17 protein-coding genes and 1 pseudogene are annotated in these 16,886 nt (G+C 60.6%); 7 read left to right on the plus strand and 11 right to left on the minus strand.

The window, feature by feature from the left end; translation table 11 throughout:
* Positions 1-31: 31 nt before the first annotated feature.
* The 5 genes and pseudogenes from RLCC275e_RS27280 to RLCC275e_RS27300 all read left to right on the plus strand — a co-directional run bounded on the left by RLCC275e_RS27280 (position 32) and on the right by RLCC275e_RS27300 (position 2,951).
* Positions 32-403: a DUF2147 domain-containing protein gene (locus RLCC275e_RS27280; protein ID WP_033183376.1), complete on the plus strand. Its 372-nt coding sequence runs from the start codon at positions 32-34 to the stop codon at positions 401-403.
* A gap of 27 nt (positions 404-430) precedes the next feature.
* Entirely contained in the window at positions 431-850 is a 420-nt protein-coding gene (locus RLCC275e_RS27285) for a DUF2177 family protein (protein ID WP_033183506.1), read from the plus strand.
* Positions 851-1,031: 181 nt separating this feature from the next.
* Entirely contained in the window at positions 1,032-1,637 is a 606-nt protein-coding gene (locus tag RLCC275e_RS27290; protein ID WP_317278930.1) for a sigma-70 family RNA polymerase sigma factor, read from the plus strand.
* Complete coding sequence (locus RLCC275e_RS27295; RefSeq protein WP_033183375.1) at positions 1,634-2,287, plus strand: ChrR family anti-sigma-E factor; 654 nt, start codon at positions 1,634-1,636, stop codon at positions 2,285-2,287. The genes RLCC275e_RS27290 and RLCC275e_RS27295 overlap by 4 nt, the downstream gene beginning before the upstream one ends.
* Positions 2,288-2,448: 161 nt before the next feature.
* A pseudogene (locus RLCC275e_RS27300) lies at positions 2,449-2,951 on the plus strand (fasciclin domain-containing protein).
* A gap of 24 nt (positions 2,952-2,975) precedes the next feature.
* Here RLCC275e_RS27300 and RLCC275e_RS27305 read toward each other — a convergent pair.
* Positions 2,976-3,155, minus strand: coding sequence for a hypothetical protein (locus tag RLCC275e_RS27305; protein ID WP_210274339.1), 180 nt, complete (start codon positions 3,153-3,155; stop codon positions 2,976-2,978).
* Between the two features lie 466 nt (positions 3,156-3,621).
* On the opposite strand from RLCC275e_RS27305, the gene RLCC275e_RS27310 reads away from it, so the two are divergent.
* Positions 3,622-3,864 (plus strand): aromatic-ring hydroxylase C-terminal domain-containing protein, encoded by a 243-nt coding sequence (locus tag RLCC275e_RS27310; protein ID WP_033183374.1) that lies wholly within the window; start codon positions 3,622-3,624, stop codon positions 3,862-3,864.
* A 51-nt stretch (positions 3,865-3,915) separates the two neighbouring features.
* Here the strand turns inward: RLCC275e_RS27310 and RLCC275e_RS27315 are convergent, their stop codons facing one another.
* A complete protein-coding gene (locus tag RLCC275e_RS27315; RefSeq protein WP_033183373.1) occupies positions 3,916-5,241 on the minus strand; it encodes an NAD(P)/FAD-dependent oxidoreductase in 1,326 nt (441 codons plus the stop codon).
* Between the two features lie 233 nt (positions 5,242-5,474).
* On the opposite strand from RLCC275e_RS27315, the gene RLCC275e_RS27320 reads away from it, so the two are divergent.
* Positions 5,475-5,951 (plus strand): Lrp/AsnC family transcriptional regulator, encoded by a 477-nt coding sequence (locus RLCC275e_RS27320; protein WP_033183372.1) that lies wholly within the window; start codon positions 5,475-5,477, stop codon positions 5,949-5,951.
* A gap of 318 nt (positions 5,952-6,269) precedes the next feature.
* On the opposite strand, the gene RLCC275e_RS27325 is transcribed toward RLCC275e_RS27320, so the two are convergent.
* From RLCC275e_RS27325 to otnI, 9 genes are all read right to left on the minus strand, one after another.
* Positions 6,270-7,925, minus strand: coding sequence for an ABC transporter ATP-binding protein (locus RLCC275e_RS27325; protein WP_130670713.1), 1,656 nt, complete (start codon positions 7,923-7,925; stop codon positions 6,270-6,272).
* Positions 7,922-8,788 carry an ABC transporter permease gene (locus RLCC275e_RS27330; protein ID WP_033183371.1) on the minus strand — a complete coding sequence of 289 codons (867 nt, stop codon included), beginning with the start codon at positions 8,786-8,788 and terminating at the stop codon, positions 7,922-7,924. Before RLCC275e_RS27330 ends, RLCC275e_RS27325 begins: the two co-directional genes overlap by 4 nt.
* A complete protein-coding gene (locus RLCC275e_RS27335; RefSeq protein ID WP_028742929.1) occupies positions 8,785-9,735 on the minus strand; it encodes an ABC transporter permease in 951 nt (316 codons plus the stop codon). The genes RLCC275e_RS27330 and RLCC275e_RS27335 overlap by 4 nt, the downstream gene beginning before the upstream one ends.
* An 89-nt stretch (positions 9,736-9,824) precedes the next feature.
* Entirely contained in the window at positions 9,825-11,435 is a 1,611-nt protein-coding gene (locus RLCC275e_RS27340) for an ABC transporter substrate-binding protein (RefSeq protein ID WP_033183370.1), read from the minus strand.
* A gap of 63 nt (positions 11,436-11,498) precedes the next feature.
* On the minus strand, positions 11,499-12,212 hold the full coding sequence (locus RLCC275e_RS27345; RefSeq protein ID WP_033183369.1) for an HAD-IA family hydrolase: 714 nt from the start codon (positions 12,210-12,212) through the stop codon (positions 11,499-11,501).
* A gap of 216 nt (positions 12,213-12,428) precedes the next feature.
* A complete protein-coding gene (locus RLCC275e_RS27350) occupies positions 12,429-13,805 on the minus strand; it encodes an aspartate aminotransferase family protein (protein ID WP_033183367.1) in 1,377 nt (458 codons plus the stop codon).
* Between the two features lie 13 nt (positions 13,806-13,818).
* Entirely contained in the window at positions 13,819-14,655 is an 837-nt protein-coding gene (locus RLCC275e_RS27355; RefSeq protein WP_033183366.1) for a GNAT family N-acetyltransferase, read from the minus strand.
* A 155-nt stretch (positions 14,656-14,810) separates the two neighbouring features.
* Complete coding sequence (otnK, locus tag RLCC275e_RS27360; protein ID WP_033183365.1) at positions 14,811-16,091, minus strand: 3-oxo-tetronate kinase; 1,281 nt, start codon at positions 16,089-16,091, stop codon at positions 14,811-14,813.
* Between the two features lie 3 nt (positions 16,092-16,094).
* Complete coding sequence (otnI, locus tag RLCC275e_RS27365; protein ID WP_033183364.1) at positions 16,095-16,871, minus strand: 2-oxo-tetronate isomerase; 777 nt, start codon at positions 16,869-16,871, stop codon at positions 16,095-16,097.
* Positions 16,872-16,886: the final 15 nt, after the last annotated feature.

Here is a 16,886-nt window from a genome sequence, read left to right on the forward strand (position 1 = left end):
ATGCTTGAATCGCACCTTAAGGAGAAATGGTATGAACCCGATGATGCCGATGGTTGCAGTTTTAGCTATTGGAGCTGCAAGCATGGCGGGGGCTGCTGACATCAACGGTCAGTGGGCGCGAGGAGACGGAAATGCAAAGGTGAAGATCGCACCGTGCGGTTCGGATCTCTGCGCGGTCAACACCTGGATCAAGCCGGGGACGCCGAAGGAGAAGGAAGGCGACAAGCTTGTGATGTCGATAAGACCAGACGCCGAGGGTAGCTATTCGGGCACTGCTTTCGATCCGCAACGTGACATGAGCTACAAGCTGACGGTCACCGTCGACGGCAACAAGATGACCACGAAAGGCTGTGTGGTCGCCGGTTTGCTTTGCAAAGCTATCGACTGGACGCGCATTGACTGAGGTGCAGAATTTGTAATGAGAAAAAATGTGAAAACCTATATTGTCGCCTATCTTGCAACGCTGATCATTTTCGTCGCAATTGATTTCGTCTGGCTTGGCAGCATGGCAGATCGCCTCTATCGCCCGACTTTGGGCGAAATGCTGGCCCCTGAATTCAGGCTCGCTCCGGCCGTCGCCTTTTACCTCATCTACGCGGCCGGGCTGACGTTTCTGGCTGTCAGGACAGGCTTGATGTCAGGCTCCGTGGTCACGGCGGCTCTATACGGCGCCGCCGTTGGCTTCACAGCGTACGCAACCTACGACTTAACAAACCAGTCAACGCTTAAAAATTGGTCGACCACTTTAACGATGGCCGATTTGCTTTGGGGTAGTGCCTTATCGGCTGCTTCAGCCGGCGCGGCTTTTTGGATTACGCAGCGCGTTGTGGGAACACTGGATAAGATGTGATGAGGTTCCGTAGGGGATATGCTGACTTCGCATTGGCAGATGATCCGTCGCCTGTTCAAATTTTTCATGTCGCTTTTTTGATCCGCTCAGGTTCTCACGCGTAATCCACCTCATGAACATGCGATTACCGTTCCGATCCGGATTACGTCGAGGGACCCGTGCTAAGGCAGTCGCCTGGCACATGCCGGGTTTGGAACGAAAGGTCGGCGCCTTGGAGGAAGAGAAGCAAAAATTGGATGCCGCGCGGATCAATTCATTGATGTCGGCCGTAGGAAAATCGCGCGACATCGACTCATTCGAAATTCTGTACAGGCACTTTTACCCACGCGTCCGTTCTTACATGGTCCGTCTGACGAGAGGCAATCGCATACTCGCTGAGGAACTGACTCAGGAAACCATGATGCGGGTCTGGTATAAGGCGGCGCTGTTCGATTCATCAAAAGCGCAGGCATCGACCTGGATATTTGCGATTGCGAGAAATCAAATGATCGATGCTGCCCGCAAAGGTGCCCATCCCGAATTCGACGTTAACGACCCCGCATTTGTGCCAGATGAGATGGAAGCGGCGGACGTCAAGATTCAGCGGCAACAGAACGCGCAGGAGCTGCATAATGCGATGCTCACATTGAAACAGAAGTACGTGGAGGTCCTTCGGATGTCGTTCTTCGACGGTCTGACCCACACAATGATAGCAGAAAGACTAAACCTCCCAATTGGAACGGTAAAATCGAGGATACGGCTTGCATGCGAGAAGTTGCGGATGGCGATTCAGGTCGATGCCAAATGATTGAACATCATCTGGACGACGATATGCTCCTCCACTACTCCGCCGGGACTCTGGCGGAGGGTTGGAGCGTCGCAGTTGCGACCCACCTCGCACTTTGCCCGTCATGCCGCGCGAATCTTGCGATGCTCGAAAACGTGGGGGGCTACTTTCTTGAATCCCAAGACGCGGGCAAAGACGATGTGACAGCAAGTTGGCAAAGCCTCCGAGCGCGGATTGAAGCTGGTGAGATCGAGAAAGTCGTGCCTATCAAGAAGCACACGACCGCCAACAACACTTACCCCGAGCCCCTGAGGTCTTATATCGAGCAAGCTGGCGGGTTGAAGTGGCGCAGACTGGGCCGCGGCGCAGCGCAGATGATTATACCGACCGACGACAATACGACGACCGTTCGATTGCTGAAGATTCCTGCCGGTCAGCCCGTTCCGGAACATTCCCACGAGGGCTCTGAACTGACGCTTGTTCTCGATGGCAGCTTCAGCGATGAAGTCTCGACGTTCGCGCGAGGCGACGTCGAAATGGCAGATGGCGATCTCATGCATCAGCCACGAGCCAGCGCCGGAAAAGACTGCATATGTCTTGCCGTCACTGACGCGCCTCTGCGCTTTAAAAGCAGGTTTGTGCGCTGGCTGCAACCTTTGTTGGGCATCTGATCGTCAATAGAAATCACGACATCGAGAAGCACACAGAAAAGCGCCTTTTGATCGTAAATATCTGAAATAACGATCTTGTTATAAAGTACTAAACCAATAGCCAACTCGTGCGTAAAAATCGACACCGCGCCAAGAAGGCCGGCATCGAGATGAGACGTATTATGAACAAGTCTATGATCATTTCAGCACTCGCCTTCGCTATGGCCGCATTCATTCCCGTGACGGCACTCGCGGCAAACCCGAAGGTCGGCGCAATGTACGAGGACAAGAACATTATCGAGAACGCCGCCAACTCCAAGGATCACACGACACTCGTCGCCGCTGTGAAGGCTGCGGGTTTGGTTTCAACGCTCCAAGGCAAAGGACCGTTCACAGTCTTCGCGCCCACCAACGAAGCGTTCGAAGCGCTTCCGAGGGCACCGTGGAAACGCTTCTGATGCCGGAGAATAAGGCTCAGCTTACAAAGCTGCTGACCTGCCACGTGGTTGCTGCCGATGCGATGGCGAGCACGGTCGGCGGCTGTGTGCTCAGGGCCAAGGAAAGCATGGGCAAGATTACCCTTGCTGACGAGATAGGGGGAACAGCAACTGTGACGATCGCAGATGTCAAGCAGTCGAATGGCGTCATCCACGTCATCGACAAGGTGCTTCTGCCGAAGATGTAGATAACCCGGCTTTCTATTGCAACATCAGTCGATCGACTTGTCTGGCGTTTCTTCAATACCTGATCGCCATCCGAGTTCCTCGCATAGCTTTTCTCCAGCAGTTACCCCTGTTCGGAGGTCTTGAAAGGGGCCTTCAAGAATTGTGGTTTTGCCACGAAAGACCACAATGACATTTTTGGTCACCGGATCGTAGAAAACCGTCATTCCATACTCATAATTCACGATCTGCTCCTTCCCTGACTTAACAGGGGCCGGCGGATGCGGCGCCGACCCCCTGCGGGCCTAACTCGGGTCCGCATCAGCTCCTGGGGTGCGGAGCCGGTCCGATCGCGGGTAGGACTTCCGCTCGGAACGGATGTTTTACGTCAAACAGCTCCGGCAGATCAGAATCGTTTCAACTCTGTTGACGATACCAGCAATTTCATTTCCGCGGCCGTCCGCGGGATAGCATTCGCTGCAACGTTCGCCGGTGCATGTTTAGAGGACGCGCAGCGCCAAGTTGCCCGCCTTGTCGAGCGCAGTCATCGTGCAGAACTCACGAAGCAGATGGAGTTGAGGCGCTCACTGAAGCGGGGCAGAACCTTGGGACTTGGGATGTAGACGGTTGGGTCTGAGCACAAGCTATTGGCGGCAATGAGTCTAGGATGCTGTCGGATCGCTCTAAGATCCGATGCTGGATGGCACGGGTGTTTTTCTCGACGCCTCACCTGAGGGCGCGGCGTCCAAACTTGTTGCAGCCGCTACACAGAGGACACATTGCGTCGCCGTCGATAAAGAGCCTTGGCTGCTGATCCGTCCCGATGCCTGTATTGCTTGGGTTGAAGAGGAAGACAGCATGGACGGATTGGAGGAAGCGCTCGGCTGCTGGTTCAAGGCAACACGGGATGACGGGTCCACGGTGCGATCCGGGTAGTGATCATTTCTGCCGCAGTTCGAGGTTCGAGTGGGGCTAGCCGAGCCGCACTCAAAAATCGGCCACTTTGCCCCAGGCGGATCCCCCGAACCGGTCGGGGTGGTAGGGCCTGGGGTCGACGATCGGCTCATCGCCGGTGACGATATCGGCAATCAGATGGCCGGCGCCCGGCCCGATGCCGAAGCCGTGGCCGCTGAAGCCGGCAGCGAGGATGAAACCGGGCAAGGCGGCGATCTCGCCGATCCCCGGCACGCCGTCGGGCGTGCTGTCGATATAGCCCGCCCAGGTCGCGCTGATGGCGGTCTTCTTCAAGGCGGGCAGAAGCTCGAGCGCCCGCGCATGGGTGAGGGCGATGGTGGCCTCGTCGACCGTCGGGTCGAGGATGCGCATGCGCTCCATCGGCGTCGGCCTGTCGAGCCGCCAGCGTGCCAGAGATTCGTGGCCGGAGCGAAAGCCCTCCAGCCCGCCTGGTGCGAGACTGCGCCAGCGCCGGGCAAACATCGGCAGGAACTGCCGCGCGAAGCGGAACTGCTGTGGCGTCGGATCGACGCGTGCGCGGCCGCTGATCGCCAGTGTGTGGCCGCCATCGCGGCGTCGCGTCACCGAAACGGCTGATGTGTGCAGCGCATCCGGCAGGCTGCTTGCGCCTGGAGATACGGATAGGATCGAGGAGCGAATCGAGGCTTGCGGAAATCGAATGCCGAACTGGCGGCAGAAGGAGGAGGCCCAGGCCCCACCGGCGAGCACCGCGATCTTTGTCCGGATTGTACCATGCTCGGTGACGACACCCGAGAGCCGGCCGCCTTCGACGTCGAGGCCGCGAGCCGCGCACGACTGATGCACCGTGCCGCCGAGTTTCAGGATCGCACGGGCGACGGCCGGCGCAGCGCTCGCCGGATCGGCGGTGCCGTCGGTCGGCGAAAAGACCCCGCCTTTCCATGATGTGCCGGTGGCATGCCCGCGTTCGGTTGCCTCGGCGCTGCTCAGCATATGCGTCGTGACGCCGACCGAGCGGGCGAAATCGCGCCAACGGGCCCAGCCGGACAGTTCCTCGTCGCTATTGCTGAGATAAAAGAGGCCGCATCGACGGAAGCCGGTGTCCTCCCCGGTCTCAATGGCGAAGCGCTCCCACAGGTCGAGGCTCTTCGTCGACATCGGCAATTCGCGCGCGTCGCGGTTCTGCTGGCGACACCAGCCCCAGTTGCGGCTTGATTGCTCAGCGCCGATCAGGCCCTTCTCGACGAGGACGACCTTCAATCCGCGCCGGGCGAGATAATAGGCCGCGAAAACGCCGACGATGCCGCCGCCGATGACCACGACATCAGCATTGGAAGGCAGTTCCGGCGTGGTGTCGATGCGATTGAGCGGTGCGGGCATGGGAGAATCTCCGTTTTAACCGTAGTGTAGCTGATCCGACGCCACGGCTTTGCCGGAGATCGGTTGGTGGCAGCAGAAGATTCCGTGTTGGGAGGATGCCAGCAGCCGTTTGTGCTTCGGCCTGTCTCGCAACGCGATCGACAGGCCAGCATCATGTGTTAAGGTTGGCGCCAGAAAGTAGCAGCATAATATGCTGTGTGATTGGCGATCTCGAGCAAGTGAGGGCGTGTGAGATGAAACTCGACCGGATCGACGTAAAAATTCTCTACGAACTGCAGAAGAATGGCCGCGTCACGAATGTGGAACTCGCCGAACTGGTCAATCTGTCGCCAAGCCCCTGCCTGATGCGAGTGAAGAAGCTGCAGTCGGAGGGCTACATCGAAGGTTATTCGGCTCAGATCAACGTCAGCAAACTCGGACAGACGCTGACAGTGTTCACCGAGATCACCCTGAAGAACCACCGGCAGATCGACTTCGCCCGCTTCCTGGCGGCGATCGAAAAAGTCGATCAGGTGATCGAATGCCACCTGGTTTCGGGCGGCTACGATTATATGCTGAAATTCGTCACCGCCGGCATCGACGAATACCAGACGATCATGGAGCGGCTCACCGATATGGACGTCGGCATCGACAAATATTTCAGCTTCGTCGTCCTGAAATCGCCGATCATCAAGGCCCACATGCCGCTGACCACCCTATTTCCGCATTAGCAAAAGTGCGCAGTTTTTGCGTCACTCGTCAGTCCTGCGTGGATACAGGTTCTCTCTGTCGCAGGTTGTTCTCCCTATAACTGTAAGCATCTACTAGTTGGAAGGACTTGCGACAAAATTTCGGCCGTACCTTCCAAAGCCATGTTCGCTACCACTTGCTGGGTTCCTGCCGCGGAGTCGAAGCTTTCGAGCACGACCTGACCCGGTGCGCTTGATCTGGCAAGCGCCCAACTCTTGGTTTCGAAGAGGGCAGAGCAGTTTGCCGCACAATTTCTTGAAGCAAATCCGACCCGAAAAATTTCGCAGTGGAATCGGCGCTCAGTGCCGGCAATAAGCCCGCACCAGTTCCGGATCCTGCTGGAGCCCGTCGAGCCAGGCCGGATCGAGCGTTGGCACCGATGAGAAGAGCAGTTGCGAATAGGGGTGTTGCGGCGCCTTCACCGTCAGGGATGTGATTTCCTCGACCTTGCGGCCGCCATACATCACGACGATCTCGTCGCAGATCGCCTCTACCACCGAGAGGTCATGGCTGATGAAGATGTAGGAAAGGCCGAGTTCGCGCTGTAATTCCTTGAGCAGATCGATGACCGCGGCGGCGACCACCGTGTCGAGTGCCGAGGTAATCTCGTCGCAGAGGATCAGCTTCGGATCGGCGGCGAGCGCCCGCGCGAAGTTGACACGTTGCTTCTGCCCGCCCGAGAGTTCGCCCGGCCGGCGATGGCGCAGGTTGCGGGGCAGGCGTACCATGTCGAGCAGTTGATCGATCCGGGCGTTCCGCGCCTTTCGATCCATGCGGTGGTAAAAGACCAGAGGTCTGTCGAGAATGTCCTCAACCGATTTTGCCGGGTTGAGTGCGGTATCGGCATATTGGAAGACGATCTGCATCTCGCGCAACTCATCACGCGAGCGCTCGCGCGCGTTGCGATGCAGTTCCGTGCCGTCGAAGACGATCTTGCCGACGGCCGCCGGCAGGATGCCGGCGATTGTGCGGGCGAGCGTCGACTTTCCGCAACCGGATTCGCCGATAATGCCGAGATTACGGCCTCTTTCCACCTTCAGGCTCACATGCTCGACCGCGCGAACGAGCGGCAGGCCATCAGCCTGGCGCTGTCCATAGCCCGCGACCAGATCTTCGATGCTCAGCAGGGGAGCCGTCGCGGGTTCGGCGAGGCCAGTTGCGCCCCGCGGTTTCGGTTCGAAGGCTGCGAGCAGCTCCCTGGTATAGGGGTGCTTGGCATTGTTGAGGATTTCGTCGGTGGTGCCGGTTTCCTGGGTCTCTCCGCCTTTCAAGACCACGATGCGGTCGGCGATCTGGGCGACGACGGCAAGGTCGTGCGAGACATAAACGCCAGCGATGCCCCCCTTCTTCATGACCGACTTGAAAGCCCGCAACACTTCGATCTGGGTCGTCACGTCGAGTGCCGTCGTCGGCTCGTCGAAGATGACGAGGGTCGGGTCGCCGATCAGCGCCATGGCGGCAGCCAGACGTTGCAACTGGCCGCCGGAAACCTGGTGCGGATAACGGCTGCCGATCGTCTCGGGGTCCGGCAGGGACAGCGCCCGGAAGAGCTCGACGGCGCGGGCGCGCGCCTCGTCCGGCGACATCAGCTGGTGAATACGCGTGACTTCGATCACCTGGTCCATGATTGATGTGGCCGGGTTGAAGGCGGCAGCCGCCGATTGCGGCACATAGGCAACTTCGGTACCGCGCACCTTGGCGCGCTGCTTCTCGCTGAGCGTGACCATGTCCTTGCCGCCGACCGAAACGCTGCCGCCGGAGATACGACAGCCCGCACGGGTATGGCCCATCAGGGTCAGGGCAATGGTTGTCTTGCCCGAGCCGCTCTCGCCGATCAGCGCAACGATCTCGCCCTCGGCAACATCGAGGCTGACACCCTTGATGATTTCGACGCGTCGGCCGGAATCGGTGGTGGCCTCGACCTTCAGGTCACGGATTTCGATGAAATTGCTCATGACGTGCTCCGGTCGCGAATTTTCTGCGGCAGGTTGTCGATCAGCAGGTTGACGCTGATCGTCAGGCTGGCGATGGCAAGCGAGGGAAACATCACCGCCGGCGCACCGAACGGTAGGCCGCCGATATTCTCACGTACGAGCGCACCCCAATCGGCATAGGGCGGCTGGACGCCAAGACCGAGGAAGGAAAGCCCGGAAAGCAGCAGAACGATGAAGACGAAGCGGATGCCGAGATCGGCAAGTACCGGTCCGACGATGTTCGGCAGGATTTCCGAGCGAATGAGATAGAGGGTGCTTTCGCCGCGGATGCGCGCGACCGTGATGAAATCCATCGCATTGATGTTGACCGCGAGCGCCCGGGCGAAACGGTAAGCGCCAGGGATGTAGATCACCGACAGCGTCATGATCAGCACCGGGACCGAGGAGCCGACGGCAGCGACAACCACCAGGCCGAACAGCTTGCTCGGGATGGAGTTGAGGGCGTCGAGGAAGCGGCTGAGGATGGTGTCCAGCCAGCCGCCGGCGACCGCCGCGATCATGCCGAGCACCACGCCGCTGAAGCAGGCGATCGTGACCGCCGCCAGCGAGATGCCGACCGTGTAGCGCGCGCCCATCAGAATCCGCGAGAGCATGTCGCGGCCGAGATAATCGGAGCCGAGCCAGAGTTCCCGGCTCATCGGGCCGAAATAGTCGAGATCGATAATCTCGCCGACCGGGTAGGGGATGACCCATGGCGCGAAGATCGCGACGAGCGCCCATAAGAGGATGACAGTGAAGCCGATCGCGCCGACGATGTTGAAGCGATAGCCAAACCGGGTTCCGGACAGCCGGCCGGAGGTGGTTTTGGAACTGGTCATGGTCATCGGAGCCTCGGATTGGAAAGGATGGCGATGATATCGGCGATGGTGATCAGCAGCAGATAGCCCAGGCAGAAAATCATCGCGCAGCTCTGGATCAGCGGCAGGTCGCGGGTTGCGACGGCATCCAGCATCAGCTTGGCGATGCCGGGATAGTTGAAAATGGTCTCGACGATGATGACGCCTCCGAGCAGATAGGACAGCGAAAGCGCAACGGCATTGACGATCGGGCCCAGCGCATTGGGCAGCGCATGGCGAAAGACGATGCGCGGCCGGGAGGCGCCCTTGAGCAATGCCATTTCGACATAGGGTGTGTTGAGCGTCTCGATGACAGCGGCGCGTGTCATGCGGATCATCTGGGCCGATACGACGAAGGTGAGGGTGATCACCGGCATGGCATAGACGCGCAACAGGTCGGTCAGACTGTGGACCTCATTGGCGAAAGACAGCGCCGGGAGCCATTTCAGATAGACGGCGAAGATGAGCGCTGCGGAGGTCGCGACCATGAACTCCGGCACGGAGATGACGCCGATGGTGATCACGGTGACGATCCGGTCGTAAAGGGTGCCGCGCAGCATCGCCGCGGTGATCCCGAGCGTCAGCGCGATCGGTACGGAGAAAAGCGCGGTGACGCCGGCAAGTTTCAGCGTGTTGACGAAGCGGCCGGCGATGAGAGCGGCGATCGGCATTTCGTTGGCATAGGACGTGCCGAGGTCGCCTTGCAGCAGCCCGACTAACCAGCGCAGGAAACGAAAGAGCGCCGGTTCGTCGAGATGCATGGCCTTGCGCAGGCCTTCGACGGCTTCCGGCGTGGCGGCTTGGCCGAGCAGGATCGTCGCCGTATCTCCAGGCAACAGCGTTGTCGCGAAGAAGACGGCGAAGGAGACGATCACCAGGGTGATCACGGCGACGAACAATCTGCTCAGTACAAGGGATAAGACCTGGCGGTTCACGGGCGTCTTCCCTTTGCGTTCGAGTTGAGTTCCACCAATGCTGATGGAGGAACTGGGGCGCGGCTGCAGCCCCAGTCTGCTTTGCTGTATCAGGCTTCAAGCCAGACATATTCCGCGAAAGCGTATCCCATCTGGCCGCCTAGCGGGTTGGCTTCCAGGCCCTTGAGCTTGGCGGTCGTGGCATCGACGTTCGAGATATAGGCCGGAATGATTGTACCAGCTTCCTGGGCGACCATGCCCTGCATCTCGTTATAGATCGTCTTGCGCTTGTCTTGATCGAGAGAGCCGCGCGCCTCGATCAGCATCTTGTCGAACTTCTCCGACTTGTAGTGGCTTTCGTTCCACGGAGCGTCCGAGGTGTAGAGCAGGGAGAAGAGGATATCAGGGGTCGGACGCGGGTTGATATTGCCGAAGTGGATCGGCGCCTTGAGCCAGTAATTGTCCCAGTAGCCGTCGGAAGGTACCCGCTGCACATCGAGCTTCATGCCGATTTCGGCGCCGGCCGCCTGGATGATCATGGCCATGTCGATCGACGAGCTCGCCGCATCGGAAGCGATGATCGGGATGGATTGGCCAAGCACGCCGGCCTTATCGAAGTGGAACTTCGCCTTGTCGGGATCGAAGGCCCGCGCTTTCAGCTCTGCGTCATGATAGAAGTTCGCAGGTGAAACGGGCTGATCGTTGCCGACTTCACCGAGGCCGCGTAGCGCCGATTTGACGATCTGTTCGCGGTTGACGAGATACTTCATGCCCTCGATGAAGTCCCGCTTGTTGCCGGGCTCCATATCCAGTCGCATGTTGAGATTGGTATAGTTGCCGGACGTCGTCTTCGACAAGGTGAAGCCGTCGCCCTGGGCCTCGACGAGGCGCATAGAGCGCGGATTGATCGTGGCTGCGAGATGGATGTCGCCCGCAAGCAGTGCGTTGACACGGGCATTGTCGTCGCTGATCGCGAAATATTCGAAGGAATCGACATTCGGGCCGGATTTCCAGTAATTCTTGTTCTTGATCCCGACCGACCGGACGCCCGGCTCGAAGACTTCCTTGACGAAGGCGCCGGTGCCGTTGGCCTTGGTGAAATCGGTCGTGCCGTCGGCGACGATCATGAAATGATGCATCGACAGAATGGTCGGCAGGTCGGCATTCGGACTGGCGAGCGTGATCTCGACGGTCTGTTTGTCGACCGCCTTGAAGCCGGTCATCTGGGCGGCGATCTTGGCGACCTTCGAGCCGACGGACGGATCGAGATGGCGCTTCAGCGAGAAAACCACGTCTTCGGCGGTCAGCGGCTTGCCGTCATGGAAAGTAACGCCGTTCTTCAGCTTGACCGTCCAGGTCTTCGCATCCTTGGACTCGATTGCTTCGGCAAGCTCCATCTGCGGCGTGCCTGATTTGTCGAGGAAGGTGAGGCGGTTATAGAAGGAGCAGCACCGGACATAGTCGGTGGAGAGCGACGCCTTGGCGGGGTCGAGCGTATCGGCTGTGGAGGACGACCAGCCGGCCGCCTTGAGCGCGCCGCCGGAAACGGGCGTAGCGGCGAGCGCCTTGCCGGCGCGGCCAAGCACGAGCCCGCCAGCTGATATGGCCACGCCGCCCGCAAGCATCATATGCAGCAACTCGCGACGGGTGGCGCCACGACGGATGGCGCTTTCGACCATGGCGTCGTCGGATCTGGTCCAATTGGTGATCTTGTCGTTCATCTCATTCCCCTTTTCTTGTGTGGCGGGCTGCCCGTTCCAGGCAGGCCCGATCTGCTTTCAAAGTCAGGCGCGCGCGGCGGCCACGGCATCGGCAAGGCCGGCCATGGAGGTGAAATGGTAATCGGGTTTGGTGAACTCGGCCGGTTCGATCGTGCCGCCGTAACCCTTCTCAGCATGTCGCCGCTCGATCCAGCAATTGGTCAGTCCGAGTTTCCGGGAAATCCCGATGTCGTGGTACTGGCTCTGGGCGACATGCAGGATGTCGTCCTTCGAATGTCCTTGCGAGACGACGTAGTCGAACACCTTTTCGAAGAATGCGGGATCGGGTTTCTCGGTCCCGGTATCATCGGCGGTGAAGGCGGCATAAAAGGGATTGCCGAGTTCCTTCTCGAAGAAATCGAATGCCCAGCGGCGGGCGTTGGTCATCGCAACGAGACGGTAATCTTTCGCAAGACTGGCCAGCGCTGCGGCGCTGTCTGCAAAACCCTTCCAGCTCTTTGCCGAATCCCGCAGCTGTTCGCCATATTTTTGCTCGGCGGGCAGGCCGAGTTTCGGGGCGATCGCGAGGTAGACGCGAACGAGGTCGTCGGGAAAGAGATCGGCGTCTTCGGAGTAGCGGGCTGCGCGGTAAAGGCTAAGCGCTTGCTCGCCATCGATTTCAGTCCCCGCCTCGGCCGCGATCTCGGTGAGGCAGGTCTTGAGGCCACCTTCGAAGTCGATGAGCGTGCCGACGACGTCGAAGGTCAGGTATTTGAATTCCGGAAGGCTTTTGCTCACGTGAATTCCCCAGTGTTCGGCTCCGATGGGAGCTCGGCTTCTCGAAGAAGAAAATTCTGTTCCGCTGGCGGGGTCTTTATCCCGCTCTTGTATGGAAGGCCGGCTTCTGCCGCGGCCTTTCGTTGATTTCAGTGTGTCACCTGCACCGCACCGGATTCGCCGAATAGGCATCATGAGGCGGCACAAAATACCGAATCTGACCGTTTCGCGATATTCTCAGGCCTGCAGCGCCCGACGCACATCCGGGTCCTCCAGCGTCTCGTCCAGCGTGATGCGGGTGCGCTCGACGATCGCATCTATCTCCGTTTCGGTGCAGCAGAGCGGCGGAGCATAGCCAAGCACACCATTGCCGAAGGCGCGGATGACGAGGCCGTTCTCCCAGGCGCGATCGAAGATGCGGCGGGAGGGTTCGGCGGATGCCGGCAACGGCGTCTTGTTCACCTTGTCGACCACGAGTTCGACGGCGGCCAGCATGCCGCGGCCGCGGACATCGCCGACGAGCGGATGATCTCTCAGCGACTCCAGGCCCTGCATCAGCCGCGCACCGGCCCTGACGCCGTTTTCGAGAAGGCCGTTTTCATAAAGCTTCAGGACTTCCAGGCCGACCGCTGCGCTGACGGGATGGGCCGAATAGGTATAGCCATGGCCGACGGCGGCAGCACCCGCGCCCTCGGCGATCGTTTCATAGACATGATCGGCCATGAAGACGGCGCCCATGGGGACGTAGCCGGAGGTCAGACCCTTGGCGGTCGTCATGAAATCGGGCACGATCTCATCCTCGCTGCAGGCAAAAAGCGGGCCGGTGCGGCCAAAGCCGGTGATCACTTCGTCCGCCACGAAAAGGATGTCGTGTGCGCGGCAGAATTCGCGCATGGCTTTCATCCAGCCTTTCGGCGGCACCAGAACGCCGCCCGAGCCCTGGATCGGCTCGACGTAGAAAGCGGCAACACGTTCCGGCCCGATCGCCTCGACCTTGCTTTTCAGCGCCGCAAGCGAGGCGTCGATGATCGCCTGCGGATTGTCGCCTGCCGGGTTGCGATAGGCGTAATGAGACGGAATTTTATGCTGCCAGTCGAAGGGAAGGCCGAAGCCGGCATGGAAGGCAGGCAGCGCGGTCAAACCCGCGCCGACCGTCGAGGAGCCGTGATAGCCCTGTTCGACCGAGATGAATTGATCGCGCTCAGGCTGTCCTCGGGCATTCCAGTAGTAGCGGATGAAGCGGACCGTGCTGTCCACCGCATCGGAACCACCGAGGGTGAAATAGATATGGTTGAGATCGCCCGGCGCGCGGTCGGCGAGTTCGCCGGCAAGCCGGATCGCGGGCTCGGAGCCGAGGCCGAAATAGGCCGTCGCATAGGGAAGCTCGCGCATCTGCCGGGCCGCCGCCTCGACGATGCTCTCGTGGCCGTAACCGGCATTGACGCACCAGAGGCCGGCAAAGCCGTCGATCAGTTGCTTGCCGGAGGCGTCGGTGACCGTCGCGCCTTTGGCCGAGGCGAGCACGCGCACGCCAAGCTTTTCATGGCCGCGGTAGGAGGCGACCGGATGAATGAGGTGGGCGCGATCGAGTTCGATGAGAGAATTGCTGTACATGGAGATCTCCGGATCAGCCGAGCGCCTGACTGGCGAGGGCAAAGGTGGTGGCAGTCGGATCGGCGGCGACGTTGGCCAACGGCTTTCTCATCGTAATGCCGCCGCCAACATGGGCGAGCCCCTGTTCGGCGAGCCATGGGGAAAGCCCGGTCTCGGCAGTGGTGTCGACCCTGAGGAACCGCCGAGGCCGTCTGGCGATGAAATGTTCGATGAGTTTCCTGGCCTCGCCGAGGTCGGCGGCCACCACGGGTCCGATCACTTCACCGCGGCCGAAGGGACGCAGACACGCGAAACCGGAGAGGCGGCCATCGCGACGAATGACGGCGAACTCGCCGATCCCGGTGAAATAAGAGAGCAGCCCTTCGCGGTCGGCGCCGAAGGCAAGGCGGTCGAGTGCCGCGATAGCAGGGAGGTCGGCGTCGGTAGCGGCTTCCGTTTCCGCCGGCGCGGCGATTTCTCCGGCAAGGCCCTGATGCTGCAGCACGGTTCCCGTCTCGTGGAAGCCAAGCTTCTGGTAGAGCGGCAGGCCTGCCGTCGTCGCCACCAGCCTCAGCGGCCGGTCGCCTGCGGCCAGCAATGCGGCGTCCATGAGTTTTCGACCGAGACCCCTGCCGCGCATCGTCTCGTCGACGATGACCATGTTGATGGTCGCGCAATCTCGCTTGTAGGGCGTGACGAGGACGGTGCCGACGACCCTGCCATCCTCGACCGCAACCATCCCTTCGCTCAAGGCGAGCGCCAGCTGCCAGTCTTCCGTCCGATGCGGCCAGCCCGCCTGTCTTGAGAGCGCGACGGCGGCTTCCAGATGGTCGGGGCCGAACGGGACGATTTCGATCTGACTTGCTTGCATGGGGGCGTCCTTCATATCGTACCCGCCAGTCTGCCGGAGCGCCGGCGGGCAGATCGTCTGAAGGCCATGGTTCAAGCAGTATCTTATGGCGTTGCTGTCATGGGGCGCCGCATCTTATGCTAGAACCGATCGATATTCCTCGGATCCAGGCCCTGTCAGTGCATCATCGCCAGCGCTGCCGTAAAGAAATCCTCGCCTCCGAAGTTTCCTGATTTCAACGCCAGAAGCATATCGCCCTGCGCATTGCCGACCGTGCGCAGCACCGGCACACCGGGCGCAATCTCCGGGCCGATCAGAAATGCCGGAATGGCGAGCCTGTCGACCGCCGCGCCCGAGGTTTCGCCGCCTGCGACCACAAGGCGGCGCACGCCTCTCTCCACCAGTTCGGCTGTGATGATCGACGTCGCGGTCTCGATTGCGTGGCCGGAGGCCTCTCGTCCATGGAGCGATTGCAGCCGGGACACGGTTTCAGGCGCAGCACTCGCGGCGATGACGACGGGGCCGGCGGAGATGCGGTCTCCGGCCCAGGAGATCGCCGCGGCGATCTCCTGGGGACCTGCAAGCAGCCGCTCCGGGTCGAGCCGTAGGACGGGCATCGACCGTTCGGCGATGTCGAGCTGGTGGAGCGTCGCCTTGGAGCAACTGCCGGCAACGATCGCGGAAAGCCCGCCCACCGGGCGAATGGCGTCCGCCGTCGTTGCAGCGCCGGAGGATTTCCGACCGGAGCGGACGAGCGCGCGGGCAAGGCCGAGGCCGAGGCCGGACGCACCTGTCGATACCGGTGTTTCCAACGCGACCTCGCCGAGCGTTTCAAGATCGCGTTCGAAAATTGCATCGGCGATAACAGCAGTGATGCCTGCCGTGCTGAGGGCGTCAAGCCTCGCCTTGACGGCGCCGGGTCCGGCCGCGATGGTCGTGAGATCGATCAGTCCGACAGCGTTGCGCGACTGTCGGGTGAGAACCCGCACGAGATTGGCGTCATGCATCGGATTGAGGGGGTGGTCCCTGAGCGGGCTTTCGTTCAGCGGCTGTCCGCCGACGAAGAGATGGCCAAGATAGACGGTGCGTCCCGTTTCCGGAAAGGCTGGTGTCACCAGCACGACGCCGCCGCCGGCCGCCTCGCTCAAGGCCTCGGTGACCGGACCGATATTGCCGGCATCGGTAGAATCGAAGGTCGAGCAGATCTTGTAAAGTACATGGCCGGCACCCCGCTGGCGCAGCCATCGCTCAGCGCTCGCCGCGGCCGCGATGGCGTCCGAGGCCGGGACGGATCGGATCTTCAGGGAAACGACGACGGCGTCGACATCCGGTAGTGCCAGCGACGGGTCGGGGATGCCGACCGTCTGCACCGTGCGCAGACCGTTCTTCGTCAGCGTGTTGGCGAGGTCGGACGCGCCCGTATAGTCGTCAGCGATTGATCCGAGCAAAATAGCCATCGTCTAGCCCCGTGCAAAAGGTTTGAACCAGCCAAGACCGTCCAATGTGTGGCCGCGCGGGATGTATTCGCAGCCGATGAAACCGTCATAACCCAGGCGGTCGATTTCGCCGAACAGATAGGCATAGTTCAGTTCCTCTCCATCAGGCTCATTGCGTGACGGCACGCTGGCGATCTGGATATGGCCGGTGATCGGCAGCAGACGTCGCAACGCCATAGTGACGTCGCCATGGATGATCTGTCGGTGATAGATGTCGAACTGCAGCTTCAGGTTCGGTAGACCGCATTCGGCAATCAGCCGCTCGGCCACGCCGAAGTCGTTGAGGAAATATCCTGGCATGTTGCGCCCGTTGATCGGTTCGAGCAGAAGATCGATGCCCTTTTCCACAAGCCGCCCGGCAACATAGGTGACGGAGCGCCGGTAACAGGAGACGGCGTCTTCGTCATGACGGTCGGCGATGCCTGCCATCAGGTGCAACCGTCTGACGCCCGTCGCCGCCGCATAGTCCAGTGCCCGCTCGACATCCGCTTTCAGCGCATCGAACCGTCCGGGAAGAGCCGCGATGCCACGCTCGCCTGCTGCCCAGTCGCCCGGCGGCAGGTTGAACAAGGCCTGCTGCAGATTGTTGCGGGCAAGCCGTTCGGCGATTGCCTCGGGCGTGGCTTCATAGGGAAAGAGGTATTCGACGGCGGCAAAACCGGCATCGGCTGCGGCGTCGAAGCGGTCGAGGAACGCCCATTCGTTGAACATCATCGTCAGGTTGGCGGCGAAAACCGGCATGTCTAGCGTTCCTTT

Source organism: Rhizobium brockwellii (genome assembly GCF_000769405.2).
Lineage (GTDB): Bacteria > Pseudomonadota > Alphaproteobacteria > Rhizobiales > Rhizobiaceae > Rhizobium > Rhizobium brockwellii.

Coding starts and splice junctions, on each gene's coding strand:
- RLCC275e_RS27325 (WP_130670713.1), bottom strand. CDS start 7,925: ATGAGCAATTTCATCGAAATCCGTGACCTGAAGGTCGAGGCCACCACC.
- RLCC275e_RS27330 (WP_033183371.1), bottom strand. CDS start 8,788: ATGACCATGACCAGTTCCAAAACCACCTCCGGCCGGCTGTCCGGAACC.
- RLCC275e_RS27290 (WP_317278930.1), top strand. CDS start 1,032: ATGCCGGGTTTGGAACGAAAGGTCGGCGCCTTGGAGGAAGAGAAGCAA.
- RLCC275e_RS27340 (WP_033183370.1), bottom strand. CDS start 11,435: ATGAACGACAAGATCACCAATTGGACCAGATCCGACGACGCCATGGTC.
- RLCC275e_RS27350 (WP_033183367.1), bottom strand. CDS start 13,805: ATGTACAGCAATTCTCTCATCGAACTCGATCGCGCCCACCTCATTCAT.
- RLCC275e_RS27315 (WP_033183373.1), bottom strand. CDS start 5,241: ATGCCCGCACCGCTCAATCGCATCGACACCACGCCGGAACTGCCTTCC.
- RLCC275e_RS27310 (WP_033183374.1), top strand. CDS start 3,622: ATGCTGGATGGCACGGGTGTTTTTCTCGACGCCTCACCTGAGGGCGCG.
- RLCC275e_RS27280 (WP_033183376.1), top strand. CDS start 32: ATGAACCCGATGATGCCGATGGTTGCAGTTTTAGCTATTGGAGCTGCA.
- RLCC275e_RS27305 (WP_210274339.1), bottom strand. CDS start 3,155: ATGACGGTTTTCTACGATCCGGTGACCAAAAATGTCATTGTGGTCTTT.
- otnK (WP_033183365.1), bottom strand. CDS start 16,091: ATGGCTATTTTGCTCGGATCAATCGCTGACGACTATACGGGCGCGTCC.
- otnI (WP_033183364.1), bottom strand. CDS start 16,871: ATGCCGGTTTTCGCCGCCAACCTGACGATGATGTTCAACGAATGGGCG.
- RLCC275e_RS27295 (WP_033183375.1), top strand. CDS start 1,634: ATGATTGAACATCATCTGGACGACGATATGCTCCTCCACTACTCCGCC.
- RLCC275e_RS27320 (WP_033183372.1), top strand. CDS start 5,475: ATGAAACTCGACCGGATCGACGTAAAAATTCTCTACGAACTGCAGAAG.
- RLCC275e_RS27355 (WP_033183366.1), bottom strand. CDS start 14,655: ATGCAAGCAAGTCAGATCGAAATCGTCCCGTTCGGCCCCGACCATCTG.